This is a genomic window from Stenotrophomonas koreensis, assembly GCF_001431525.1.
GTDB lineage: Bacteria > Pseudomonadota > Gammaproteobacteria > Xanthomonadales > Xanthomonadaceae > Stenotrophomonas > Stenotrophomonas koreensis.
Genome location: NZ_LDJH01000002.1, coordinates 146,709 through 171,174 on the forward strand (window position 1 = coordinate 146,709; position 24,466 = coordinate 171,174).

Sequence of the window (24,466 nt, forward strand, 5' to 3'; positions counted from 1 at the left end):
CGGCGAGGTGGCCGGCTGGTGTACGCGCTCCCCGGCGGCGGCGAGGTGATGGCATGACCATCGAGGACGCGATCTACGCCGAACTCAAGGCCACGGCCAGCGATCTGCAGGCGAAGGCAGACAGGGCGCAATCGGAAGCGGCGCGTCTGCAGCGGCTGGCCGATCAGGCGCGGAAGCAGATGAAGAAGATGCGGAGGTCGGCCAGTGCTTGAGCTGATATTGCCCTGGCCCAGCAAAGACCTGTCGCCCAATGCCCGCGTGCACTGGTCCGTGCGCGGGCGTGCGGCGAAGAAAGCCCGCCAGCAGGCAGGTTTGGCCGCAGTAGCTGCCGGCTGGCAGGCCGTTCCGATGCCGGCAGGGCGGATCCATCTGCAGGTCGATTTCTACCCGCCGACCCGGATGCGGCCCGACGACGACAACATGCTGGCCCGGTTCAAGCCGGCGCGTGACGGCATTGCCGACGCCCTGGGCATCGATGACCGGCGGTTCGTGAGCCACCCCTATGTGCGCGACGAGGTGCGCAGGGGCGGGCAGGTGGTTGTGACGATCAAAAAGGGGGATACGGAATGATCGACGTGCGCGAACTGCGATGGGAGTGCGGCGATGGGTCAGCGCCGGGGGTGGCCGTGCCGGCGGTTGCCGGGCTCAGATCCACGACGATCACGAGCCGGGCTGCGATTGCAGCCGCACAGACACTTGGAGCTGATGTCTTTTTTGCGTTCGCCCTGATTGGGCCTGCCTACTGCTGCGCATACGGGCTTCATACATGGGAGGAATTCGGCTCACGCGAGCGCGGATGCCGACAGTGCGGATTGAGGGAGGTCAACCATGTCTGACGTGCGCGAACTGCTGGGCCGGCTGGGCCCAACCAATATCCGTTTTGACGTGGGCCGAGGTGGCGGCGTGGCTGAGCTGACGAATATCGACATCGCCGGGGCGCTGGGCATGGTGCCGGCCGGGCTGGGCAGGGAGGTGCTGGAGGCCGCGTGGTGCCCGGACGTGGCGGCCATGCGCCGGCACAAGCTCCGGGACGTGGTCGTTGGCCTGGTCGTGCCGGAGCTGCAGCGGCAGTCGCGCCGGCTGTGCGAGGCGCATCTCGACCTGCAGCTGGCCGAAGCCGCGCTTGCGTGGAGCAACTCGGCAACGGCCGAGCAGCGGCGGCACGTCGATCGGGCGCGGCAGGTGCTGGCGCAGGTTCGTGCCGAGACCTGGCCGACCAACACCGTGGAGCATCTGCCGGCGCTGGCCCGGGCCGCGGTGGATGAGATCCGGGAAGGGTTGGGCCGGTCTGATCATGCGACGGCGGTGGCCGTGAGGATCGACCCTTCCAACTACGCCAAGCTCTGGCGCCCGGTGTACCGGTGGCTATTGCAGCGAATGGTGGAAGCCGAGTCTGTAGCGGCCATGCAGTTGGCGGACGCAGTCAGGAAGGGGGTCGCCTGAGTATGGTTTTGCGCATACCAACTCTGGGGGGCTAAATTTGTACCATCGCGTGCGCACTGCGTCTGTCGCGCGCCAGCAGCTATCCGCTGCCGCTTCCCGCGATCCAGGGTTGACCCGCAGACGTGCGGCGATGCGAGCGGGTACGCAGCGGAAATCAATCGCCCCGGCACTGTCCGGGGCTTTTTCATGCCCGCTCCCAGCCCGGAGCAAGCATTGCGGCCAGCCGGCACGCGGGGCGGGCAGCTCCCTAATGAGGCCATATGACAGCACTCGCTCACGCCATGGCGCTCATCAGGCGCTGGGAGGGGTGCAGGCTCGTCGCGTACAAATGCCCGGCGGGCATCTGGACGATCGGCTGGGGTAGCACTGGCCCTGGGATCGCCGAGGGCGTGCGCTGGACGCAGGCTCAGGCCGATGAGCGTCTGGCGCGGGATGTCGAGAAATTCATGGTCGGCGTGCGGAAGTTGCTGCGCCGGCCGGTTACCGAGGCCCAGCTGGGCGCGATGACCTCGCTGGCCTACAACATCGGCATCGGCGCGTTCGGCAGCTCTACGCTGCTGCGGCTGTTCAACGCCGGTCAGACGGATCTGGCCGCTGCGCAGTTCGCTGTGTGGCGCCGGGCAGGCGGGAAAGTGCTGCAGGGCCTGGTCAACCGCAGGGCCGATGAGCGCAGGGTATTCGAGGGCGGCGCATGATTGACCCATCACAGACACCGCCGGGCCTGATCGGTTGGATCGCTGGCGCAGCCGCGGCAATCGGCGCGTGGTTCCACGGTCGTGGCGGCCGCAGGCGCGACGAGCAGGCGACCACGACGGAAAGCCGGCTTTACGAAACGGTCCGGCTGGAGCTGGACCGGCTGACTGAACAGGTCCGCGCGCTGGAGCGCCGCAGCGGTCGCATGCTGAACCACATTTACAGGCTGGAGGGGCTGATGCGCAGCAGTGGCATCGAGCCGCCGCCGTTTGACCCGGACGTGAGCAATCCCGGAGGCACGGACTGATGGTCACCAGGGCGCACATCCTCGCCGGCATCGCCCTGTTCCTCGCTGGCTTCCTTGCGGGCCGTGAGTGGCGCGACCGCTCTGCTGATCTGGCCGAGAGCCGGCAGCGGGTGTCCCAGCTCACCGGGCAGGTCGAGGCAGTGCAGGACGCCCGGCAGGCCGAGCGCGAACAGGGCCAGGCACTGGCCGAAATCGGAGCCAAGCATGAAGAAGACCGGGAAGCGGCCGAGGCCGTCCCTGCTGCTGTTGTGGCTGGCCTGCGCGCTGATGTCCTCCGGCTGCGCCAGCACTGGGCCGGCTGTGAGACCCGAGCATTGTCCGAAGCCGCCGCCGGCGCCGCCGAACGTGATGAGGCCGCCCGGCTACGAGAGCAGGGTGCGGCAGATCTTGTTCGAGTCGGCCGAGACGCAGACGACCAGGTCAGGGCCTGTCAGGCCGTGATCCGAGAATATGAGAGCCGCTGACATGCGCCAGCAAATCATGGCCCAAACGTTCCGGCGCTTCGATGTGCCGTGCGGCGTATACCTGCGCGACGATCAGGGGCCGCTGCCTGCGCCCGATGCCGAACTGCAGGTGGAGGCCGTCCCGTACCGGGGGCAGTCAGTTGCTGAGAGTTGGCCGGCGTCTCTGGATGATCGCGGCCGGCTGGAGTGGGTTGTCCCGGCTGGGTCGAAGCTGCAGCGCGGGCTGTATCAACTGAGGGTCAGGGGCGGTGATCGCCTGCTGGGCCTGGGGTTGTTGGAGGTTGTGTGACTGGCAGGCCGAGTAGCTACACGCAGAAGATGGCGGACGTGATCTGCGCAAGGCTTGCTGATGGCGAGAGCCTGCGGTCTATCTGCAGCGGTAAGGCGATGCCGTCGAAAACGACGGTCATGCGGTGGCTGGCGAGCAATGCCGCTTTCCGTGACCAATACGCCTGCGCGCGGGAGCAGCAGGCCGACACGCTGGTTGATGACATCGTGGCTATCGCTGACGAAGCTGCGGTGACCATCAAGCACGAGGGAGAGGACGTTTCGCTGGCGCTGGACGCCACGGCCGTCGCTCGCAATCGACTGCGCGTCGATGCCCGAAAATGGGTCGCTGCTCGCATGGCCCCGAAAAAATACGGCGACCGGATCGCGCAAGAGATCAGCGCGCCGGGTGGTGGGCCGGTGGAAGTCGTGACGAAGGTCGAGATCGTCGGCGTGGAGCCGAGCAGGGGAGATTGACGGATGGGCACCCTTCGCCTGGACATCCCGGCGAAGATGCTGCCTTTCTGGCAGCTGGAGCGCCGGCACAAGGTCGCGCGCGGCGGGCGCGGCTCGGGCAAGTCCTGGTCCATCGCCCGGCTGCTGGCCATCCGCGGCTATGCGCAGCCATTGCGCGTGCTTTGCGTGCGTGAGGTGCAGAAGTCGATCAAGGAATCCAGCCACCGTCTGCTGGCCGACACCATCCAGTCCATGGGTCTGGGCGGCTGGTATGACGTGCAGCAGCAGGTGATCAAAGGCCCGAACGGCACCGAGTTCGCGTTTGCTGGCCTGCAGGACCATACGGCTGACAGCCTGAAATCCTATGAGGGGTTCGACATCTGCTGGATCGAGGAGGCGCACACGGTAACGGAGCGATCCGCCCAGGTGCTGATCCCCACGATCCGCAAGCCCGGCTCGGAGCTGTGGTGGAGCTACAACCCGGAGCAGGACGAGGATTTTGTGCACCAGCTGGCCGGCCTCGATGACCCGGACACACTGGTCATCGACATCAACTGGCGCGACAACCCCTGGTTCCCGGATGAGCTGGAGAAAGAGCGGCTAAAGTTGCAGCGGCTGAATCCGGATCTGTACGCGCACGTCTGGGAGGGCAAGTGCCGAAGCGCTGCTGGCCTGATGTTCAAGCGCGACTGGTTCAAGCACTACGACGTTCTGCCGAGCCGGTTGAACCTCTACATCGCCAGCGATTACGCGGTCACGCCGGAGGGTGGTGACTGGACGGAACACGGCGTGTGGGGGCTGGCCGACAACGGCGACCTTTATGCGGTGGACTGGTGGTACGGGCAGACCGACCCGGCAGAGTGGATCGACAAGTGGATCGAGCTGATCGGCCAGCACCGTCCGCTGGTGGCGTTCGAGGAAAAGGGCGTGATCCTGCGGGCGGTTGACGGGGCGATCACGAAGCGCATGCGGGAGACGCAGACCTTCGTGCGTCGCGTGCCGCTCGCATCTGCCGGCAGCAAGGCCGAGCGCGCCCTGGGTTTCGCAGCCAGGGCCAGCGCCGGCACTGTGCACCTTCCGCGCACCGCGCCGTGGGCAATGCGCCTGCTGAATCAGCTGTGCGCCTTCAACGGCGAGGACGGCCGGCAGGATGACGCGGTGGACGTGTGCAGCCTGGTGGGCCGCGGCCTGGACGAAATGACCAACGCGGCGCGGCCAGAGACTGGGCGCAGCAAGACCCGTGACGACGACTACGACATCGACGCCGATCACGGCGCGGAGAGCTGGAAAACCGTATGACCGAGACCGAAAAGAAAGAGCCGGTGATCGGCCATGAGGCCCTGTGCGCGCAGTTCCGCGAGGCACAGGACACGAACCAGCAGGAGCGCGCCGACGCTGAGCGCGACCGCGACTATTACGACGGCAGGCAGCTGTCAGAGGCAGAGCTGGCCTCCCTGGCACAGCGCAAGCAGCCGCCAGTGGTGTTCAACCGCATCGGCCCGAAAATCGACGCCCTGCGCGGTCATGCGGACCGGATGCACGCTGATCCACGCGCCTATCCGCGCACGCCCAAGCATGAGCAGGAGGCCGAGAGCGTCACCGACGCCATCCGCTTCGTGTGCGATCAGTCCGATTTCCGGGCAATCCGCTCGGATGCATGTGACAACCTGCTGATCGAGGGCATCGGCGCGGCCACGGTGACTGTGCAGAACGCCGGGGACAAAGCGGAGGTGGTGATCACGCATGTACCGTGGGACCGGTTCTACTACGACCCGGCCAGTCGTCGCCAGGATTTCAGTGACGCCAACTACCTGGGCGTCGTGCTGTGGATGGATGAGGCCGAGGCGCTGGAGCGCTGGCCTGACCGGGATGCGGTGATCAGTGCTGCTTATGCGGCAGACACTGCCGGCGAGACTTTCGACGACAAGCCGAGGATGCTGTGGTCTGACCGCAGCCGCAAGCGAGTGCGCGTGTTGCAGCACCGGTTCAAGCACAAGGGCCAGTGGCACACGGCGATCGTGTGCGGCGGGGGCTTCCTGCGCGATCCGCAGGTTTCCCCCTACGTTGACGAGGACGGCGTGCCGCAGTGCGACCTGGTTGCGGTGTCGGCCTACGTTGACCGCGAGAACCGGCGCTACGGCTGTGTGCGGCGGATGATCAGCCCGCAGGACGAGATCAACAAGCGCCGCAGCAAGGCGCTGCACCTGCTGAGCACGACCACAATCATCACCGAGGAGGGCGCGGTCGAGAGCATTGAGCGAGCCCGGCGCGAGGTGAACCGCCCGGACGGCGTAGTGATGACGCGCCAGGGCATGCGGTTCGAGATTGATCGCAATGCCGACCTGGCGATGGGCCAGTTCAACCTACTGCAGGAGGCTAAGGCCGAGATCGACGCCAGCGGCGTGAATCCTGCGCTGCAGGGGGATCAGTCAGCGCCGTCTGGCCGTGCGCAGGAGATGATGCTGCAGTCAGGCCTGGCCGAAATGAGCCGGGTACTGGGCGGCCTGCGCAGCTGGACGTGGGACGTGTACCGCCAGGTCTGGTATCGCGTGCGGCAGTACTGGACCGACGAACGCTGGGTGCGCGTCACTGACGACGAGAAGAACCTGCGCTGGGTGGGCATCAACAAGCCGGTACGTCAGTGGGAGCTGATGGTGCAGCAGGCCGAGGAAGCCGGGCAGCCGATCCCGCCGGAGCAGCTGCAGCAGATGCAGGCTGACCCGATGCTGCAGCAGGTGGTGCATGTCCAGAACGAACTGGCCGAGCTGGACGTTGACCTGATCCTCGAAGATGGCCCGGACAGCATCACGATTCAGAGTGAGCAGTTTGAGCAGCTGGTCCAGCTCAAGCAGGCCGACCCGTCCAGCATCCCGACGCGGGCGATCATCGAGGCGTCGAGCATCCGCAACAAGCAGCAGGTTCTGGAGCATCTGGACCAGGGCGGCATTCCACCGCAGATCCAGCAGCAGATGCAGCAGATGCAGCAGGCGCTGCAGGAGGCCGAGCAGAAGCTGGCTGGTAACGACATCAAGCAGGCCGAACTGCAGGTCAAGCAGGGCGAATTGCAGCTGGACGCCCAGCGCCTGGAGCTGGAGCGGTTCCGGGCAGAAACCGAACGAATGCGGCTCTTGCAGCCGCCGATGAATCCCGCACTGACCCCGCCACCCGGCGGGGTTTTTGTTGGGCAGAGGTGAGCGGACGAGCGCGCTACGGCTCGATCGTGACGACGGCGAACGGTCGATAGGAGTGATGAAACATGGCAGATCAGGAACGCGATTTTCTCGATGACATGGCTGATGCCAGTGCGGCTGCAGCAACCCCGGAGGCCGCCGAGCTGACGGAAGCGCAACCCGCACCGGAACCCGCCGCAACGGTCGAACAGCCGGAAACACCGGCCCCCGAGGCGCCGACGGCCCCGGAAGTCAAAGAGGACAAGACCGTGCCGCTGCCGGCGCTGCTGGCCGAGCGTGAGAAACGCCAGGCTCTGGAGCGCCAACTGGCGGAATTGAAGCAGCAGCCTCAGCAGCCGGTGCCCGAGTTCTTCGAGGCACCGGAACAGCACCTCCAGATCGTCGAGCAGCGCGCCGCACAGCGCCTGCATGCCGCGCTGGAGGAGCAAGCCAAGGCGGTATACCCCGACTACGACGACATGGCCGCAAAGGCCCTCGAGGCCGCACAGGGCAACCCGCTTCTGGCCCAGCAGGTGATGTCGGCAGCCAATCCGGCCCTTGCGCTGTACCAGCTCGGCAAGAAAACCGCTGAGCTGGCGCAGATGCAGGACCCGGAGGCGTACCGCGCAAAGGTCGAGGCCGAAGTCCGCGCCAAGATCGAGGCCGAGTTCGCCGCCAAGGCTGCCGAGAAGGCGAGAGCCGCCGCCGCAGTCCCGCCAGACCTTTCACAGGTTCGCAACGCCGCCGGGCAATTCAGCCCGAACGCGCCGAGCCCCGTCGATGAACTTTTCCCGAGGTAACAAACAATGGCTGACACGACCGTAAGCACCGCAGTGCGCGCAAAGCAGTGGGACGATGGCTTCTTCAAGGAGTACGTCCGGGGTAACGCCTACAAGCGCTACATGGGCCAGAACGAGAGCTCGATCTTCCAGGTCAAGACCGACCTGGCGAAGAAGAAGGGCGACGCGATCACCATCAATTTGGTGGGCGCCCTGAGCGATTCGGCGCCCAACGATGGCAGTACCACCCTGGTTGGCAATGAAAAGGCCCTCCCGAACGAAGGCCACCAGATCAAGGTTGACGTGGTTCGCGATGCGACCGTGGTCAACGTGATGGAAGAGCAGGCCAGCCCGTTCGACATCCGCGACGCCGGCAAGTCGGCGCTCAAGGTGCTGGCCACCCGCCACCTGCGCAACGCCATCACCACGGCCCTTGGCAGCATCAACGGCGTGGCGTATGCCACTGCAAGCGCAGCCCAGAAGAACGCATGGACCGCCGCCAACTCCGACCGCGTGCTTTTCGGCCACCTGGCCAGCAACTACAACGCGACCCACGCCACCGCGCTGAACGCGATCACCGCCGCCGAGACCCTGGACCGCGCCACGGTATCCAAGCTGAAGGCCATTGCTCGCTCGGCCAAGGCTGCCAACGGCGAGGGCATCACCCCGCACATCTACGGCGAGGACCACGAGACCTACGTGCTGTTTGTCGGCACCCGAGCCTTCCGTGATTTGAAGCTGGACATGGCAAGTGTGCTGGCCGAGGCCGAGAAGCGCGGCAAGGAGAATCCGCTGTTCACCGGCGGCAACTCGCTGTGGTGGGATGACGTGATCATCCGCGAGGTTCCGAGCATCGGCGCGTTCAACAACACCGCCGCCAGCCCGATCCCGGTGGAACCGATGTACCTGTGCGGTGCGCAGGCCGTGGGCATTGCATGGGCGATGACCACCAAGACCACCCTGCGCAAGGAAGACGACTACGGTTTCAAGCACGGCGTTGGCTTCATGGAGATCCGTGGCGTCGAGAAGCTGCAGTGGAAGGAAGGCGATGCAGCGGCCAAGGATTGGGCTGTGGTGACCGGTTACGTCTCGGCTCCGGCCGCGGCCTGACTGCAGTAGCAGTACCCAAAGGGGCCGGCCATGTGCTGGCCCCTTCCTATTTCATGGAGCAACGATGGCCACGTATCGCCGCGATGAATTGATCCGCCGCGCATTGCGCATGCTGGACGTGGTGAGCGCCACCGAGGCTCCCGAGGCGGAAGATGCCGCAGACGCTGAGCAGTACCTGCAATCGATGCTGGAGACGCTGCACGGCGACGGCCTGATTCCGTTCGACTTGGACGGCGACGAAATCCCCGCTCCGTTCCTGATCCCGCTGGCCCAGAAGCTGGCGCACGCCATGGTGGCCGAATATGGCGTGTTCGGCCCGCGTGAGGCCAACCTCGCACTGTGGGCCGCAGATGCGCAGCGCACGCTGTACCGTCTCAATGCCAAGCCCTACGCGGGCAGCACCCTGCCGGCTGAGTACTTCTGATGCGCCAGCAACCCATCAACCTGATCGGCGGCTTCTACGCCGACGAAAGCCGGCATTGGTCGGTGCAGGACACCTGCAACTGGTTGCCGGTGGTGGCCGAGCAGGCTGGCACGCTGACGCCGGCCAAGCTGGCCACGCCTCCGGGCCTGCGTCCATACCAGCAGATCGGAACCGGCCCGATCCGTGGCATGCACGACTGCGAGGGACAGCGGTTCGTTGTCTCCGGCCGCACGCTGTACCGGATCACGAATACCGGCGTTGGTATCCCGCTGGGCACGATCCCCGGTGTTGGCCGCGTGTCGATCAGTCACAACCAGTTCGGCGGCGGCAACCAGGTGCTGGTGTGCAACGGCGCACCGGGCGGAGGCTACGTCTACGACACCCGCGCGCAGACGTTCGAGCGCATCACCGATCCGGGGTTTCCGGGCTCGCTGCAGACGGCCTACATCGACAGCTATCTGCTGGGCGTCGAGCCTGCCGGCCGGTTCTGGTTCCATTCGAATCTGGCCGACGCGACCGACTACAACACGCTGGACCGGTACGAGGCCGAGGCCGCGCCGGATCGGATCGTCGGCTTGGCCGTGTCGCAGTTCGAAGTGATCGTTTTCGGCGAGCGCACGGCCGAGTTTTACGGCAATGCCGGCGGCGCAACGGGCACCTTCCAGTCAAAGCGGGCCGTCATCGACCGCGGCTGCGCTTCCCGGAACACCATCTGCAACCTGGACAACAGCGTCTTCTGGCTGGGCGATGACGGCATCGTCTACCGGCTGGAAGGCTACGCTGCCCGGCGCGTGTCCACCGTGCCGCTTGAGCGCGCACTGGCCGGCCTGCGCTGGCAGGACGCCTTCGCCTTCGCTTGGGAAGACCGCGGCCACAAATGCTACTACCTGACCTTCCCGGACGGGCAGACGTGGGGCTATGACGTGGTGTGCGGCCTGTGGCATCGCCGCGAGTCCTATGGCCTGTCCCGCTGGCGGCTCAATGATGCCGTGCGCTGGGGTAATGCCTGGTTCGGTGGCGACTTCCAAAACGGCCGCATCTGGCAGCTGGACTGGGATTACCAGGCCGAGGGCGACCAGCCCATGGTGTCCGAGCGCACCAGCCCGGTGATGGCCGACAACCAGAGCGCGTTCATTGCGGCCAGTGTCGAGTTGATCATGGGAGTCGGCCAGCAGCCGGCGGTGATCAGTGGCGAGTTCCCGGAGCAGCCGAATGGGCCGACGATCACCGGCAGCGCGCCGACAGGCAGTGCAGGATGGCCATATCCTGGGTACAGCTACAACGTTACTGCTGGAGACGCCCCTGTCGGGTCGGTGAGGATCACCGATGGCCGTCTGCCAAATGGGTTGAGCTGGGATAACGGCGTGATCGAAAGTGGCGATCCGCTTGAATCAGGCGACTTCCCTATTGCAGTGCGCGCCACGGATGGCAATGGCCTGTGGGCAGAGATCAGGGACATTGTCAGGATCTCCCCCGTTCTGTACGTCCTTGCAAGCAGTGCCGTTGAGGGGTTGTGGATCTCGCGCGATTTGATCGAGTGGTCGAGCATGTACCCGCTTGTCCCAAGTGCAGGAAATTCAGTTAGTTCGGTTCACTCTGTTCCTGGCGGCCTGATCCTTGATGTTGTCTCTCGCGGCCAAGGTGACGTTCAGAAGATCGTTCGCACGGAGGCGCCGCCATGGGGTGCATATGTACCCGTTACGGCGACAACTGTAGTGGAGTCGAAGACCGGGCTTTTGCCAGACCACTTCTGCATCAGCGGCAGCGTTGTGGTGGCTTGGGATAGCGCTGGCGCATACGGGAGCTACCACCTGAGCAGCGACGGCGGGGAAACGTTTGATGAAATTGCCACGCCACTCGGCCGCATACCCTGTGGTATGGCGCGCATGAACTCAGGTCGATGGATAGCCCACTTCCAGTCCGGCCCTTCTCAAAATCTATATTACAGCGACGAGGACTCGCCTACAGCGTGGACGCCAGTTGCAGCGTCAGGCGGGAACTTTGCTACGCAAAACGGCGTGGCTGCTGGGGAATACGGCTACATGGTGGACAGCATCCGGCGCGTGTGGCGAACCGAAGATGGTGAATCCTGGTCGCAGGTTGGCATCATTTCCCCGGCAAACCCTGCTAGTCCGCAGCTGAAGGTGCTGAGCAACGGCAATGTTCTTGCATACGGTCAGAACGGGTACGGAACGGTGGCGCTCAGTGTGGACAACGGCGTGACATGGCAATCTGTCGCAATCAGCGGGGCTGACAACATGATCGAAGTCAGCGAGGCGGCAGGGCGCGTAGTCGGATCAAGCGGAGCAAGCAAGTTCTGGGTCTCTGATGACTTTGGTCAGTCGTGGGATGAGTACGCCCCGCCGTTCAGCGGGTACGGCAATGCCGCGAGCATCACGATCCTGGAGCTGCAGCATGACTGACCACTACATCGAGGTGGCCGTCTCCAAGGATGGCGGCCACACCTGGTCGAACTGGCGTCGCCGGTCGCTGGGTGCGGTCGGCCAGTACGAACAGCGCATCCGCCTGCTGCGCCTGGGCCGCTACCGCCATGCCGTCATGAAAATCCGCGTGTCCAGCCCGGTCAAGCGCGACCTTCTGGGCGGCGTGGCCGCTATCGAGCCTACGGAGGGCTGATGCTCATCATCGATGACGCAATCCCGGATGCCGCAGGGCTCCGGGCCGAAGCCCTGCGCGCGCCGTACATCGACTGGCCCGGCTATGACGGCCAGGTCTACAAGCGGGTGGCGCTGGTGAATGTGCCAGGCCTGCAGGCTGCCATCGAGGCAGCGATGGGGCCTGTGGACATGCTCGGCATGGGCTATCGGCTCAACTACGGCGGCGAGCTGCCAAACCAGGCCGTGCATTCGGATCTGGGCTGGGGCACGCACGCCGCGGTGCTGTACCTGAGCGATGGCCCCGGCGGCACCGCGCTGTGGCGGCACAAGGCCACCGGCACCGAGCGCATCGACGCCGGGCAGGCGGATCTACTTGAGCGCGTCGGCAGTGACTGGGACGACGCCAGCGCCTGGGATCAGGTCGGCCTGGCAGAAATGAAACTGGGCCGGCTGGTGATCTATGAGTCAGCCCTGTTCCACAGCCGGTGGCCGTTCGCGGCATTCGGCACTGACCCCGAATCCGGCCGGCTCATCGCCGTGGCCTTCTTTTCCCTGAGGGGCTGATGACCATCATCCGCAATGCAACGCTGGCCGACGTGCCGGCGATCGTGCGCATGTCCGCGCAGTTCTACCCGACAACGCATTACGCCGACTGGGTGGCGATGGACGAGGACAGCGTGGCAGACCTGGCCACCGGCCTGATCGCCGACCACGTTTTCCTCGTGGCCGAGCGCGACGGCCAGCTGGTCGGCATGGCCGGCGTGATGCTGTGCCCGTTCCTGTTCAACCGCAACCAGCTGTTCGCGGTGGAGATCGTCTGGTGGGTTGCCCCGGAGGTGCGCGGCACCAGCATTGCCCACCGCCTGCTGCGCGCCATCGAGCAGCCATGCCGCGATGCCGGCGCCAACCGCATCCAGATGGTGCACATGCCAAACAGCCCGCCCCAGGCTGCCGCGCTGTATGAGCGCAGCGGATATCTGGAATCTGAAATCAGCTACACGAAGGACATCTGACATGGCAGCAGTAACGGCAGCAGTGGCGGTGGGTGCCGGCATGGCGTATTCCGCCAACCGGCAGGGCGCAGCAGCAAAGAAGGCCGGCAACGCGAAGGCAAATGCCGCGCAGGCAACCATCGATCAAAATCAGGCGATGTACGACCAGGGCATGGAACTGGCCCAGCCGTACTACGATGCCGGCGGCAGCGCGCTGGCGCAGATGCAGGCGCTCAACAGCGGCGACTTTTCCAGCTTCAACGAATCGCCGGATTTCCAGTTTGCCCGCGACCAGGGCCTGCAAAGCCTGGACCGCAGCGCGGCGGCCCGTGGCGGCCTCTATTCCGGCGGCGCCGATGCCGACCGCATGGCGTTTGCCAGCGGGCTGGCCAGCCAGAACTACGGCAACTACTACGGCCGGCTGGCCAACCTTGCCCAGATGGGGCAGAACCAGTCCCAGTACATGGGCAATCTCGGCCAGAACTTCGGCAACCAGTACGCCAACGCCATGGGCATCAAGGGCGATGCCAAGGCTATGGCAGCATCGGCCACGGCCGGCGCACAGGCCGGCTACGGCAACGCGCTGGCATCTGCCGCCGGGACATACATGGGCATGGGCGGTGGCGGCGGGAGCATGGGCGGAATGAACAACCTCACAGGCATGTTCCAGGGTGCCACCAACCGCAAATCCGGCTACGGGGGCTGATCTGTGAACTTCCAGCAAAACTTCATGAACTCGCTGACTGGCGGGCTGCAGTTCGGCCAGCAGCTCAAGGCGCAGCGCGACACCACGCAGATCAACCGGCTGGCCGGGCAGGCCTATGGCGCAGAGCCTGAGCAGCGCGAATCTCTGCTTGCGCAGATGCAGCAGGTGAACCCGACGATGGCTGCCGAGCAGGAAAAGGCGCTTGGCATGACCGACGAGCGCCGCCAGAAGGGGCTCATCAACGCCGCGCGCATCCTGGTCAACACCCCCGAGCAGTTCCGCGCCGGGCAGTACGCCCGCATGGTTCCGGGCCTGTCGCGGTACGGCCTGAGCGACCTGCCGCCCGAGTACAACGCCGAAACCAGCGGGCTGATCATGGAAACGGCGCAGGGGCTGGTGCGGGCAGCTGGAGGCGGCGACAGTGAGCAGTTCACGCTCGGCCCTGGCTCCAAGCGTTTCGATGCATCGGGCAACGTGATTGCCGAGGTCCCGTTTGCCCCGGCCAGCGGGACCCTTGTTGATGTCCCGGACGGCATGGGCGGAACGATGAAGATGGTGTGGGACCCGCGCACGCGGCAGCTGGGCGATCTGCCGCAGGTAGGCGGCTCAGGTCGTACCTATGAAGACGGCTCACCGACAATCCTGAGCAGCGGCAGGGCACCTGATGGGACGCAGTTCCAGTTCGACCCTGGCATGCCCGCGTGGGCTCAACAGGCTGCACTGGCGGATGTCGCAAGTGGCGGCACGCTTACCGAGGTTGCCTTGCCGGATCGCGATGCGCCTCCGCAGCAGGGCGCGCGCCCCGGCCGTATCGGGTACAACCCCCCAAAGCAGCAGGAACAGTACGCAACCCTGTCTGCCGGCGAGGTCGCTGCACTCGGGCTCCCCGAGGGCACTGTTGCGCAGCGCAGCCCCACAGGTCAGGTGCAGGTGGTTTCCAGGCCAAGCGCTACTGCAGCAGGCGGGCAGGTCATCGACAACGGCGATGGCACGACCACCTACATCCCGCCGGGGAAGATCAGCGAAGGCGAGCGCAATGCAAGCGGCTTCTACCAGCGCATGATCGCGGCCAATGCCGAGATGCAGCAGCTTGAGCAGTCTGGTTATGACCCGACCAACCGGCGCGATTACTACACCGCCGGCGGTGAGTTTCTGAACCCACTGGCCAGCCCGGAGGGTCAGCGCTACAGACAGGCCCAGGACAACTGGCTGCGTGCAAACCTGCGCAAGGAGTCCGGCGCTGCGATTGGCGTGGATGAGATGGACCAGGAGCGGAAGAATTACTTCCCAATCCCCGGAGACACCCCAGAGGTCATCGCGCAGAAGATGCGCAACAGGAAAACTACCGAGCGGGCAATGAGGGCAGCAGCGGGGGCAGGTCTGCCGCCCGTAGGCCAAGATCCTGCACCGGCCGGGCCAGCAGCTCAGGCTGGGCAGCAACGCCCCGTCATGGTCAACAGCCCGGCCGAATACAACGCACTGCCGGCCGGCGCCCTCTACACCGCCCCGGATGGTTCCACCCGGAGGAAGAAGTGATGCAGAACCCGTGGGATGCCGACGAGGTTGTGGCGCCGCCGCCGGCGATGGCCGGCCAGGCCCCGCAGAAGGGTTTCACCAGCTGGAGCACCGTGCCCTGGGAGCAGGACGAGATCATCGCCGGCCCGCAGGATGAGCAGGTTTCCGGCAATGGCGAGATGGGCGGCACCGGCGTCCTCGAAATCGACATTGTGGGCGGCACGCCGGAGAGCGAGGCGGCGCAAGGCAGCATGCGTGCGCCGTTGCCGGTGCGGGTGGGGGATGAGGCAAAGTCGCTGTTCCGGGCCGACTCCGATATCGCACTGAGCGGCGGGCAGAAGCTCATCGCTGCGGCCAAGGATATGTTCGGCAGCCAGAAGGGCGTGGCCGAGTATGCGGCCGAGAAGCTGGGCGGCCGGGTTGTGCGCACAAGCGACGGCGGCTATGGCGTGATCAGCCAGGACGGCAAGGAATACCGGGTCAACGACGAAGGGCTGGATTCGGCGGACATCGGTAATGTGGCCGGCAACATTGCCGCAGCCTTCGTCCCTGCATCATGGGCCGGCAGGATTGCCCAGGCGCGCAATGTTGGCCTCGGCGGACGCGCGGTGCTGCAGGGCGGCGTCGCTGGTGCGCAGGATGCCGCCATGAATGCGGCGGTGAGCGGTGGCGACGTGGACATTGGCCGGGCGGCAATCAGCGCGGCCGGCGGCGGGCTGGGCGAGGTTGCCGGCACCGGCTTGTCGGCTGCCGGCAGCAAGCTGGGCCAGCTGGCGCGCGCGCGCTCTGGCCAGAACCGGCAGTCGGCACTGGCCACCCTGGCTGATGCGGGCATCCAGCAGCCGCCGCCGACCATGCTGGCACAGATGGCCCAGCAGGCCGAGCAGATCCGGCTCGGCGCCGACCCGCGCACCGCGCTGGGCAATGCCGAGTTCGGCTTCCAGTACACGCAGGGCCAGCGCCTTACCGATGCCGCGCAGAAGCACGCCCAGCTCAGCCGGGAGGAAGTGCTGCGGCAGTCGCCCGGCGGCGCTGCAGTGTTCGATGGTTTGCAGCGCAACAACCTGGCACGCCTGTCCGAAGCGGTGGACGGCATCGGCGGCCGGCTTGGCGGGCAGCCCATGGCCAGCCCCGGCGAGCTGGTACAGGGCAGCGCAGGCCGGCTGCGGCAGCAAGCCGATGAGCTGAAAGCGCAGGTGGACGACGCCTATGCCAACGTGCGCGGAGCCGACACCGTGGCCGTCAGCCGCGACACCGTGAGCGCAGTGCCGGCCCGGCTGCAGGGTGCAGTACGCGATTTCGACATCAACCCAGCAACCACACCTGGCGCCTACCGCGCGCTGGAGCAGGTGCGGCTGGCCACCGGCAGCATCCTCGGCAATCAGAACGTGCGCGGCGTGACCCTGCGGGCGCTGGAAACACAGCGGCGCATCATCGGCAATGCCGTTGGTGGCGCATCCAATCCGGCAGACCGGGCCGCACTGATGGCCATTCGCCGCGAGTTCGACGGCTGGATGGATGAGGCCATCGACACTGCCCTGGTGACCGGCGCCCCGGCCGCACTGGCCCAGCTCAAGCAGGCCCGCGCATTGCGTGCCGAGTTCGGCCGCCGGTTCGAGGGCGGAAAGGATGCGGACAGGTTCATCACTGGCATGCTCGACGGCAGCCGCACGCCGGAAGAGCTGATGAACATCGCGCTGGGCGCATCGCAGGTCAGCAAGTCGGCCGGCGCACGCTTCATCGCCAGGCTGCGCACTGCGGCCAACGATGACCCGGCCGTGATGGGCGGCCTGCGCGCGGCTCACTTCGCCCGGCTCACGCGCGGCAACAACGGCGAGACCCTGACGCCTGGCCAGATCGTGCGCAACATTCGGGCCACCGAGTACAACAACGCCAGCGTGGCCAAGGCGCTGTACACCGATGCCGAGTGGGCAGAGATCCGCCGGCTGGCCAATGCGCTTGAGCCGATGGTGGCCAAGGGCGACTTTGCGCGCACCAGCGGCACGGCCGAGCGCCTGCAGCGCATGCTGTTCCAGCGCATCGGCGGCAGCCTGCCGTTCGTTGGCGAGACGGTGCAGGCGGTTGGTGGCGTGCGCGACTCGATCCGGGCAGGCAGGGCCGTCAACGGGCAGATGGTGCCGTATAACGGCGCAAACCCTGCGCTGCCGGCTGCAACCGAAGCAGCCCTACAGGAGCGAGTAGGGGATTAAAGTTCCGGCGGGAGCTGGCCAGATTTCGCATAGGATCTGGCCAGCCTGTATCCAGCTACGAAGCCAAGCAAGCCGGCAGCTACAAGCGCGAATCCCCACCAGCCGAAGAGGCCGATCGGCACCATCAGGATGATGGCGGCGATTAGGCTGGTGATCGTGTACCCCACCTTGTCCTCAAACAGCCAGATCACCAGCCGGCGCCAGCGGGAGAGGTGGGCGAGGGATTCGTAGTCGGCCATGGTCAGCTGCAGGGGAAGGCAAGGGTGAGGGCGTGACGGAAGGCGAGCGCCCTGTCTACATGGTGCATTTCCGGTGTTTCATCAGCCCACTTCAAGAACACCAGTATTCGCTGGCCGAGATCAACAGACGGCGGGGTGCAGTAAGGCGGATCCCTGTGCAGCTCACCATCGGCAAGCGCATAGCCAAAGCACATGGCAGCGGCCAGCTCTTGGTTTGCGCTAAGCCGTGCGCCGGCGCCAGAAAGCCGTACAGGCAGGCAGGCGCGGGCAAGGGCGCCGGCAGTAGGGTTGCTGAACTCATCAATCTCTGATGCTGTCGCAACAGACACCGCGCCCACGAAAAGCATGATGGCAGCCAAAAGTATGGCCGCCGGCTTGCTGAGGTCGTACTTGGGCTTGGTCATTCCACACCTCTCATTGATATCCGTTTCCCCAAAGGCCCCGATTTCCGGGGCCTTCTTTTTACAGGAACTGCCGTGACTACTGAATGGAAGGGCGCTCAACTACGAGGGCTGGAACAGGCCCCTCAACAGCGTACAGCCCGAAAGCTGCTGCAGCTGCCATGTCACCCTGCAGGACGGCTGTGGGAATTGGCGACTCTAGAAGTGCCTCAGCCCCAGACGGGTCATTCGACAGCCACTGCACACCCAGTGAGTCCACGCGAATGGCGACAGCTGGCATCAGCACTGTGTCGTCTGGCGTTGGCATCCAGCTGGGCACAAGCCAAATCTCGTCTCCGTTCTGCACTGCATCTTGCGTGTAAATAGTGCCGCTGTCACTGGTCCCCACCAGTACGCGGATCCATTTTGCTGCCATTTCCTTTCCCCTTGGTATCGCCCGTCAATGGGCAGGCCGAGGATAGGGCAGAAACCGGCGACAGGCTGCGGGATGCGCAGACCAGGGTTTCGGTACACGTATACAAGAAAAGGCAAAAGCCCCGGCGCTGGCAGGCGATCCGGGGCTTTCTTCATCAACCCCTTGTAGCACCAAGGAGAGACGATTGACAGATCATAGCAAGTTGATTCGGGAGATTCATTCAATGGCCAACAAGCTCAGCGCGCCGCGCTTCTATTCGCTCGTGGGTGTCGCCGCCCTGTTCGGCATTGGTTACCTCGTCCGGGCCTTCACCGGCTGACATCGCACAACCCGACGCCACCAACGGCCCGCATCTGCGGGCTTTGTCATTTCTGGAGCCCCGAATGAGTTACAGGTTTTACAACCCCGCCCCGGTGCTGCACGACCTGCTGGGCATCGAGCCGTGCGCCGGTGGCAGCCTTGCGTTCTTTGATCGCGGCACCACCACGCCGCGCCTGACCTGGGCCGATGCCGAGCAGCAGGTGCCCAACCCCAACCCGGTGCCGCTGGACAGCTCCGGCCGGGTGAACAACAACGTCTGGCTGGACGGCGGCTATACCGTGGTGCTCAAGGACGCCGCCGGCCAGACCGTCTGGACCCGCGACGTGGACAGCGGCAGCGGTGCCGGCCAGGCCATCCCGACGCTGATCACCGGCCAGTTCCTGACCAATGACGGCAGCAATCTTGCTTGGGCGCCGGTGCTGGAGCTTCCGGACCCGACCGGGGCCGAGGGCCACCAGCTCGAAGTGGTCAGCGGCATCCCGGCATGGGCGCCGAAACCGCCGCCGTTTGTGCCGCCGGAGCCTGATTGGGATGTGGGCGCAAAAACGCTGGTCCTGGGCGGCTTCGCAATCCAGACCGGCAATGCCACCATCCCGGCCAGCTCCAACTACATCAGCAGCGTGGGCATCACGTTCGAGAAGCCGTTCACTGAGCTGTTCTACGTCGGCCCGGCCGCCGGCATCGTGTCGGTCGGCAGCTTCGGTGCCGGTGTCACCCTGTCCGTCACCGGCTACACCCCCGGCATGGCCTCCAGCGGCTGCACCATCAATGCCAACTGCACCGACGACGGCGGCGACGGCCGCGCCATTGCCAGCCCGGTGCCGGTGGCATGGGTGGCGATCGGCAAGGTGGCTGCATGAGCCTGATGCCGAGGCCAACCGCGCCGATGGTCGGGCCTGGCGGTGTGCCCACGCGGGAGTGGCTGGACTACCTGCGCGGGCTGGCCGGCAGTGGCGACATGGCCGGCATCGTCAAGGCCATCGAAAAGCTGCAGCAGCAGGTGGCGGAGATCGAGCGCACGCCGGCAGTGGCCGGTGACGTGCAGGGCATCGGCGCCATCCGGTCACTCGGCCTGCTCTCCGATGGCCTCGTGCGCCTGGACCTGCGCGAGCTGGAGGACGCCGGCGGCGGCGAGCTGCTCAAGATCCTGCGCGACGGCTACGGCCGCGTGACCGGCACCAGTTCGGCAGAAGCGCCGCAGGACGGCAAGCAATACGCGCGCAAGGATGGCGGCTGGGCCGAGGTGCAAAGCGGCGGTGGCGGAGTGCTGCCGATGGTCAACGGAGAAACGCCGCCATTGCTGATGTACGGCGGCAACCAGCTCATTTACGCACGGGTGGAGTGATGGCATACAGCGGAAACATTGTCGAATACCTCGGTTGCGGCATTGCTGCAGACCGGCCGGCCAGCCTCAACCTGACGCCTGGCGCGCTCGGCATTTACCACGCCAGCGACACCGACGACCTTTCCCTGTGGGTGCTTGGGGCGTGGCAGTCGCGCGGGTCTGGCGGAGGCATCCCTGACGCGCCGAGCGACGGCAATACCTACGGGCGCAAGAACTCAGCCTGGGAGCAGCTGGCAGCCGGCGGCGACGTAACCGGCCCGGCCGGCGCAGTTTCTGACCGCCTGGCCGTGTTCGACGGAGCCACCGGCAAGCTGCTCAAGGACGGCGGCCTGACCGTCGCCGACCTGTACTTCGACACCATCAGCGCACCAGCGATCAGCGCCGGCACCGTCACGCTCAACTGCAACGGCGGCCGGGTGCGAAACTTCACCATCGCCATGACCGCAAACGCCACGCTGGCCGTTTCGAACCTCGCCGCGTCCGGGCGCGTGACCGAGTTCGAGTGCCAGATCACTCAGGACGCAACCGGCGCGCGAACGCTCACCCTTCCGGCGTCATTCCGGCCGCTGGGCGGCAGTGACACCGCGATTGCCGCAGCCGCAGGTGCCAAGACTGTTCTGTCGGCCAAGACATTCGACGCCGGCACGACGTGGGTCTACGCAATGCAGGAGGTGGTCTGATGCTGCGGCGGGTGATGATGGCGGGAAATGCCGCCGGTGGCGGAGACCCGTATTGGGCTGATGTGGTTGCCCTGTTGAACATGCCCGGCGCGAACGGGAGCACCGCGTTCCCGGACGAAAAAGGTTTGTGCACCTGGTCCGCGGCGGGGAACGTTCGCGTGGATACGTCGCGAGGGTTCAATGTCGCCGAGTTTGATGGCTCTGACGACTATATCCGAGAGGCATCCGGATCCCTTCCTGTTCCACTACGCATCGGCAGCGGAGATTTTACTGTTGACTTCATTGTCAAGACCAACGGCACATCGACCTACGCAGTGTGCGGAAACCTTGATGACAACAACGGCTCCGGCAGCTGGTGGGTAATCCTCAACTCGGCGTACCTCGGACTGCACACTGTGCAGTTCGGAAGCGCGGGGGGGACGATGCGCTTTGGTGCCGCTCCGCTGGATACGACTGCAGAACACCACATCGAAATATCGCGCAGCGGCAATTCTACCCGCTGTTTCGTTGATGGCGTGCAGCTCGGGGCTACCCAGTCGCTCGGCAGCTTCACCGGATCATTCTCCAGCGCTTTCCTGATCGGCTGTGCTTTCCACACTTTCTCTGGCTATGTGTACGACCTCAACGGCTACATCCGCGCACTGCGGGTGACAAAAGCTGCGCGGCACACAGCAAACTTCACCCCGCCGGCAGCGCCATTCCCTACATCGTAGATGCGCAGTATCTGATGTGCCGAGACGCCGCATGGGGGCAAGATGCTCCTGCGCTCACCGGCCTTCGGCCCAGGTCAAACCCAGCGCGACTGCCGCAGTCAGCAACCCGGATACGGGGCGTGAGCGTTACCGCCTGGGTTGCATTTGCTCCGTAAAACTCAAATCTTTGCGCCAGCAGAATCAACCACTTGCGGAAGTTCCTCCGTAAATCACAAAAGGCATAAGGCGCTGAAAATCAAACTAAAAGCGCCTGACTTTTAATCTTTTGGTCGATGGTTCGAATCCATCACGGCCCACCATACGCATCAAGGCTTCGGAGCAATCCGGAGCCTTTTTGTTTGCTCCGCAAAACCAATCCTCTCCGCAATTTCAATGCGGACGGCTAACTTGCTTGCTCCGGCTGTTCCGCACGGAGTGCTCGGTCATCGTCACCGATGCTTGCCCCGGCTGCATCTGCGCCTGGCGGATATCCTGCGCGCTTTATCGCACTGGGCCTGGCCAGGTTGCCGGCGCACACGTCGCTGCTCCCCGGTGCTGACCATGCCCTGTCAGCCCGCGCACCGGCCCTGGCCCAGTCATCGCGCAAGCTGTCCGGGTTTGGCCAGCGCCTGCCATCGTCTGCAACGCGCAGCTGCCCTTGCTTTGGCAGCTGTATTGCCGGCTTGTGCCATCGCGGTTGTACAGCCTTGATCGCTGTGGGTTAGCCTTGCCTGCGCGTCATCAACGCAGCATGGTTCAACAGGGAGGGGGTGATGGACGAGGAGGCAGCCATGGGTGCAGTGGAGTCCCCGCCGTTGGTCACCCAGCTCTTGCATGCCTGGCAGCAAGGGGATCTGCAGGCCCGGGATCAGGCGGTGGAGGCGATGTATGCCGAACTGTTGGCCCTGGCCCGCAGCCGTTACGGACGCCACGGCGGGGGCACGATGCAGCCGGTGGTGCTGGTCAATGAATCGTTGTTGCGTTTGATCGCCAGCAGCCCGGATTACCGCGATCGTGGCCATTTTGTTGCGGTGGCCATGTTGAAAATGCGCTCGGTACTGGTTGATTACCTGCGCGCGCGTTCGACCCGCAAGCGCGGCTCGGAACACCCCGAGCAGGTCACCCTGGCCCTGGTTGCCGACCAAACGCCGGTTGATGATGCGCTGGCCGAGGTGTTGACCCTGCACCAGGGGCTGGACCGGCTGGCAGCCGTGGACAGGCGTGTGGCCAGCGTGCTGGAGCTGAGCTATTTTGCCGGCATGAACCGGCAGGAGATCGCCGTGCTGCTGGATGTTTCCGTGCCGACGGTGGACCGTGACCTGCGTTTTGGCCGTGCCTGGTTGAACGAATTCATGGCCTGAGCCTGCCGGGGCTGACGCGCCCGGGCGGCGATTCAGCCCTGTTCGAGGATCAGTTCGATGATGCGCTGGCCATAACGGCTGAGCTTGCTGCCGCCGATGCCACCAACCCGGCCCAGTTCGGCAACGCTGGTGGGGCGTTGTTCGGCAATGCTGCGCAGGGTCGAGTCATGCAGGATCACATACGCCGGCACCCCTTGTTCCTGTGCCAGCTCACGGCGCAGGCCGCGCAGGGCATTGAACAGCGGCAGGTCCGCCGGCAGTACCGACAACCCGGTGCGCTGCTCCTGGCGCGTGCGCAGCGGGCGGGCCTCACTGTCACGGCGCATCAGCACCGGTTGCTGTCCGCTGAGCACCGCCCGGCTGGCCGGCGTCAGCTGCAGGCCACCATGGTTGGCCGGCTCCACGGCAAGCAGGCTGGCGGCAGTGAGCTGGCGGAAAACACTGCGCCAGCTGCGCTCATCCAGATCGCTGCCGATGCCGAAGGTGGACAGCCGGTCATGCCCGGCAGCACTGACCTTTTCGGTGGCCTTGCCGCGCAGGATGTCGATCAGATGGCCCGCGCCATAGCGCTGCCCGGAACGATAGACGCAGGACAGCGCCTTCTGTGCGGCCACGGTGGCATCCCAGCTGACCGGTGGGCTGAGGCAGTTGTCGCAGTTGCCGCAAGGTTGCGGGTAGTTCTCGCCAAAGCCGGCCAGCAGCACCTGGCGTCGACACTGCATCGACTCGCAGTAGCCCAGCAGGTGGTCCAGTTTGGCGCGTTCGAGCTGCTTGCGTTCTTCCGGCGCTTCGCCCTGCTCGATCATCTGCTTGAGCAGCACCACATCGCCCAGGCCGTAGCACAGCCAGGCTTCGGAAGGCTCGCCATCACGGCCGGCGCGGCCGGTTTCCTGGTAGTAGCCTTCCATCGACTTGGGCAGGTCGATATGGGCAACGAAGCGCACGTCCGGCTTGTCGATGCCCATGCCGAAGGCGATGGTGGCGCACATCACGATGCCGTCCTCGTGCAGGAACCGGCGCTGGTTGGCCGCCCGCACCTCGGCCGGCAGCCCGGCGTGGTAGGGCAGGGCCTTGAAGCCCTTCTCGGCCAGGAACGCGGCCGTTTCCTCGACCTTGCGCCGTGACAGGCAGTAGACGATGCCGGCCTGGCCGTGATGCCCGCGCAGGAAATCCTGCAGCTGGGCCCGGGCATTGTCCTTGAGCACCACGTTGTAGCGGATGTTGGGGCGGTCGAAGGAGGAGACGAACCAGCGCGCCTGTTCCAGTTGCAGGCGCTCGGCAATCTCGCGCTGGGTCGGCGGATCGGCGGTGGCGGTCAGCGCGATGCGCGGCACATCGGGCCAGCGCTCGTGCAGCACGGTGAGCTGGCGGTATTCCGGGCGGAAGTCATGCCCCCATTGCGAGACGCAGTGGGCCTCGTCAATGGCAAACAGGCTGATCCGGCTGCGTTGCAGCAGCGACAGAAAGCGGCCGGTAAGCAGGCGCTCCGGGGCCACGTACAGCATGTCCAGCTCGCCGGCCAGCAGTGCCTGTTCGATGCGCGCGGCATCGCCAGCCTCCAGCGTGGAGTTGAGGTACTCGGCGCGTACGCCGAGCTGGCGCAGCGCCTCGACCTGGTCCTGCATCAGCGCAATCAGCGGCGAGATGATGATGCCGGTGCCCTCGCGCACCAGCGCCGGCACCTGGTAACACAGCGACTTGCCGCCGCCGGTCGGCATCAACACCAGTGCGTCGTGGCCATCGGCCAGGTGGTTGACGATCTCGCCTTGCTGGCCGCGGAAGCTGGCATGGCCAAAGACGTCGCGTAAAACGCTCAAACAGGGATCTTGCATCGGGCAAGAATACCCGTTGCCTGCTG

Annotated in this window: 28 protein-coding genes; 25 read left to right on the forward strand and 3 right to left on the reverse strand. The window is 65.4% G+C overall.

Going from position 1 to position 24,466, the window contains the following annotated elements:
• Window positions 1–53: 53 nt before the first annotated feature.
• From ABB25_RS14715 to ABB25_RS01060, 20 genes are all read left to right on the forward strand, one after another.
• Window positions 54–212 carry a hypothetical protein gene (locus tag ABB25_RS14715; protein ID WP_160319388.1) on the forward strand — a complete coding sequence of 53 codons (159 nt, stop codon included), beginning with the start codon at window positions 54–56 and terminating at the stop codon, window positions 210–212.
• Window positions 205–570 carry a RusA family crossover junction endodeoxyribonuclease gene (locus ABB25_RS00970; RefSeq protein ID WP_057662390.1) on the forward strand — a complete coding sequence of 122 codons (366 nt, stop codon included), beginning with the start codon at window positions 205–207 and terminating at the stop codon, window positions 568–570. Before ABB25_RS14715 ends, ABB25_RS00970 begins: the two co-directional genes overlap by 8 nt.
• Before the next feature lie 258 nt (window positions 571–828).
• Complete coding sequence (locus ABB25_RS00975) at window positions 829–1,443, forward strand: hypothetical protein (protein ID WP_057662393.1); 615 nt, start codon at window positions 829–831, stop codon at window positions 1,441–1,443.
• 260 nt (window positions 1,444–1,703) lie between these two features.
• On the forward strand, window positions 1,704–2,138 hold the full coding sequence (locus tag ABB25_RS00980; RefSeq protein ID WP_057662396.1) for a lysozyme: 435 nt from the start codon (window positions 1,704–1,706) through the stop codon (window positions 2,136–2,138).
• Window positions 2,135–2,443, forward strand: coding sequence for a hypothetical protein (locus ABB25_RS14465; protein WP_057662400.1), 309 nt, complete (start codon window positions 2,135–2,137; stop codon window positions 2,441–2,443). Before ABB25_RS00980 ends, ABB25_RS14465 begins: the two co-directional genes overlap by 4 nt.
• A complete protein-coding gene (locus tag ABB25_RS14470) occupies window positions 2,443–2,907 on the forward strand; it encodes a lysis system i-spanin subunit Rz (protein ID WP_057662403.1) in 465 nt (154 codons plus the stop codon). Before ABB25_RS14465 ends, ABB25_RS14470 begins: the two co-directional genes overlap by 1 nt.
• A gap of 1 nt (window position 2,908) precedes the next feature.
• Complete coding sequence (locus ABB25_RS00995; RefSeq protein ID WP_057662407.1) at window positions 2,909–3,196, forward strand: hypothetical protein; 288 nt, start codon at window positions 2,909–2,911, stop codon at window positions 3,194–3,196.
• A gap of 29 nt (window positions 3,197–3,225) precedes the next feature.
• Window positions 3,226–3,651: a terminase small subunit-like protein gene (locus tag ABB25_RS01000; RefSeq protein WP_057662410.1), complete on the forward strand. Its 426-nt coding sequence runs from the start codon at window positions 3,226–3,228 to the stop codon at window positions 3,649–3,651.
• 3 nt (window positions 3,652–3,654) lie between these two features.
• Entirely contained in the window at window positions 3,655–4,929 is a 1,275-nt protein-coding gene (locus tag ABB25_RS01005) for a PBSX family phage terminase large subunit (protein WP_057662413.1), read from the forward strand.
• On the forward strand, window positions 4,926–6,824 hold the full coding sequence (locus ABB25_RS01010) for a portal protein (RefSeq protein WP_057662416.1): 1,899 nt from the start codon (window positions 4,926–4,928) through the stop codon (window positions 6,822–6,824). Before ABB25_RS01005 ends, ABB25_RS01010 begins: the two co-directional genes overlap by 4 nt.
• 62 nt (window positions 6,825–6,886) lie before the next feature.
• Window positions 6,887–7,600: a hypothetical protein gene (locus ABB25_RS01015; protein WP_057662418.1), complete on the forward strand. Its 714-nt coding sequence runs from the start codon at window positions 6,887–6,889 to the stop codon at window positions 7,598–7,600.
• A gap of 6 nt (window positions 7,601–7,606) precedes the next feature.
• A complete protein-coding gene (locus ABB25_RS01020; RefSeq protein ID WP_083488036.1) occupies window positions 7,607–8,689 on the forward strand; it encodes a phage capsid family protein in 1,083 nt (360 codons plus the stop codon).
• A gap of 64 nt (window positions 8,690–8,753) precedes the next feature.
• Window positions 8,754–9,113: a hypothetical protein gene (locus tag ABB25_RS01025; protein WP_057662425.1), complete on the forward strand. Its 360-nt coding sequence runs from the start codon at window positions 8,754–8,756 to the stop codon at window positions 9,111–9,113.
• Window positions 9,113–11,536: a sialidase/neuraminidase family protein gene (locus ABB25_RS01030; RefSeq protein WP_057662428.1), complete on the forward strand. Its 2,424-nt coding sequence runs from the start codon at window positions 9,113–9,115 to the stop codon at window positions 11,534–11,536. Before ABB25_RS01025 ends, ABB25_RS01030 begins: the two co-directional genes overlap by 1 nt.
• Window positions 11,529–11,750, forward strand: coding sequence for a hypothetical protein (locus ABB25_RS01035; RefSeq protein WP_057662430.1), 222 nt, complete (start codon window positions 11,529–11,531; stop codon window positions 11,748–11,750). The genes ABB25_RS01030 and ABB25_RS01035 overlap by 8 nt, the downstream gene beginning before the upstream one ends.
• Window positions 11,750–12,295, forward strand: coding sequence for a DUF6445 family protein (locus ABB25_RS01040; protein ID WP_057662434.1), 546 nt, complete (start codon window positions 11,750–11,752; stop codon window positions 12,293–12,295). Before ABB25_RS01035 ends, ABB25_RS01040 begins: the two co-directional genes overlap by 1 nt.
• On the forward strand, window positions 12,295–12,744 hold the full coding sequence (locus ABB25_RS01045) for a GNAT family N-acetyltransferase (RefSeq protein WP_057662438.1): 450 nt from the start codon (window positions 12,295–12,297) through the stop codon (window positions 12,742–12,744). The genes ABB25_RS01040 and ABB25_RS01045 overlap by 1 nt, the downstream gene beginning before the upstream one ends.
• 1 nt (window position 12,745) lies before the next feature.
• A complete protein-coding gene (locus tag ABB25_RS01050; protein WP_152980885.1) occupies window positions 12,746–13,429 on the forward strand; it encodes a hypothetical protein in 684 nt (227 codons plus the stop codon).
• A 24-nt stretch (window positions 13,430–13,453) separates the two neighbouring features.
• Entirely contained in the window at window positions 13,454–14,965 is a 1,512-nt protein-coding gene (locus ABB25_RS01055) for a hypothetical protein (RefSeq protein ID WP_057662443.1), read from the forward strand.
• The gene (locus tag ABB25_RS01060) at window positions 14,965–17,154 is read left to right on the forward strand and encodes a hypothetical protein (RefSeq protein WP_057662445.1); all 2,190 of its coding nucleotides are present in this window, start codon (window positions 14,965–14,967) and stop codon (window positions 17,152–17,154) included. The genes ABB25_RS01055 and ABB25_RS01060 overlap by 1 nt, the downstream gene beginning before the upstream one ends.
• Here the strand turns inward: ABB25_RS01060 and ABB25_RS01065 are convergent.
• Together ABB25_RS01065 and ABB25_RS01070 are read right to left on the reverse strand one after the other, a co-directional pair.
• Entirely contained in the window at window positions 17,151–17,393 is a 243-nt protein-coding gene (locus ABB25_RS01065) for a hypothetical protein (RefSeq protein ID WP_057662450.1), read from the reverse strand. The two genes, ABB25_RS01060 and ABB25_RS01065, sit on opposite strands and share 4 nt — an antisense overlap.
• Before the next feature lie 2 nt (window positions 17,394–17,395).
• Window positions 17,396–17,797: a Rap1a/Tai family immunity protein gene (locus ABB25_RS01070; RefSeq protein ID WP_152980887.1), complete on the reverse strand. Its 402-nt coding sequence runs from the start codon at window positions 17,795–17,797 to the stop codon at window positions 17,396–17,398.
• A 795-nt stretch (window positions 17,798–18,592) separates the two neighbouring features.
• Between ABB25_RS01070 and ABB25_RS01075 the strand changes: the two genes are divergently transcribed.
• The 5 genes from ABB25_RS01075 to ABB25_RS01095 all read left to right on the forward strand — a co-directional run bounded on the left by ABB25_RS01075 (window position 18,593) and on the right by ABB25_RS01095 (window position 22,608).
• The gene (locus ABB25_RS01075) at window positions 18,593–19,390 is read left to right on the forward strand and encodes a hypothetical protein (protein ID WP_057662456.1); all 798 of its coding nucleotides are present in this window, start codon (window positions 18,593–18,595) and stop codon (window positions 19,388–19,390) included.
• Window positions 19,387–19,875 carry a hypothetical protein gene (locus ABB25_RS01080; protein WP_152980889.1) on the forward strand — a complete coding sequence of 163 codons (489 nt, stop codon included), beginning with the start codon at window positions 19,387–19,389 and terminating at the stop codon, window positions 19,873–19,875. The genes ABB25_RS01075 and ABB25_RS01080 overlap by 4 nt, the downstream gene beginning before the upstream one ends.
• Window positions 19,875–20,555, forward strand: coding sequence for a hypothetical protein (locus ABB25_RS01085; RefSeq protein WP_057662460.1), 681 nt, complete (start codon window positions 19,875–19,877; stop codon window positions 20,553–20,555). Before ABB25_RS01080 ends, ABB25_RS01085 begins: the two co-directional genes overlap by 1 nt.
• Complete coding sequence (locus ABB25_RS01090) at window positions 20,555–21,268, forward strand: LamG-like jellyroll fold domain-containing protein (RefSeq protein ID WP_057662463.1); 714 nt, start codon at window positions 20,555–20,557, stop codon at window positions 21,266–21,268. The genes ABB25_RS01085 and ABB25_RS01090 overlap by 1 nt, the downstream gene beginning before the upstream one ends.
• Window positions 21,269–22,020: 752 nt before the next feature.
• A complete protein-coding gene (locus tag ABB25_RS01095; RefSeq protein ID WP_057662466.1) occupies window positions 22,021–22,608 on the forward strand; it encodes an ECF-type sigma factor in 588 nt (195 codons plus the stop codon).
• A gap of 32 nt (window positions 22,609–22,640) precedes the next feature.
• Here ABB25_RS01095 and recQ read toward each other — a convergent pair whose 3' ends face one another.
• Window positions 22,641–24,440 carry a DNA helicase RecQ gene (recQ, locus tag ABB25_RS01100; protein WP_057662472.1) on the reverse strand — a complete coding sequence of 600 codons (1,800 nt, stop codon included), beginning with the start codon at window positions 24,438–24,440 and terminating at the stop codon, window positions 22,641–22,643.
• Between the last annotated feature and the right edge of the window lie 26 nt (window positions 24,441–24,466).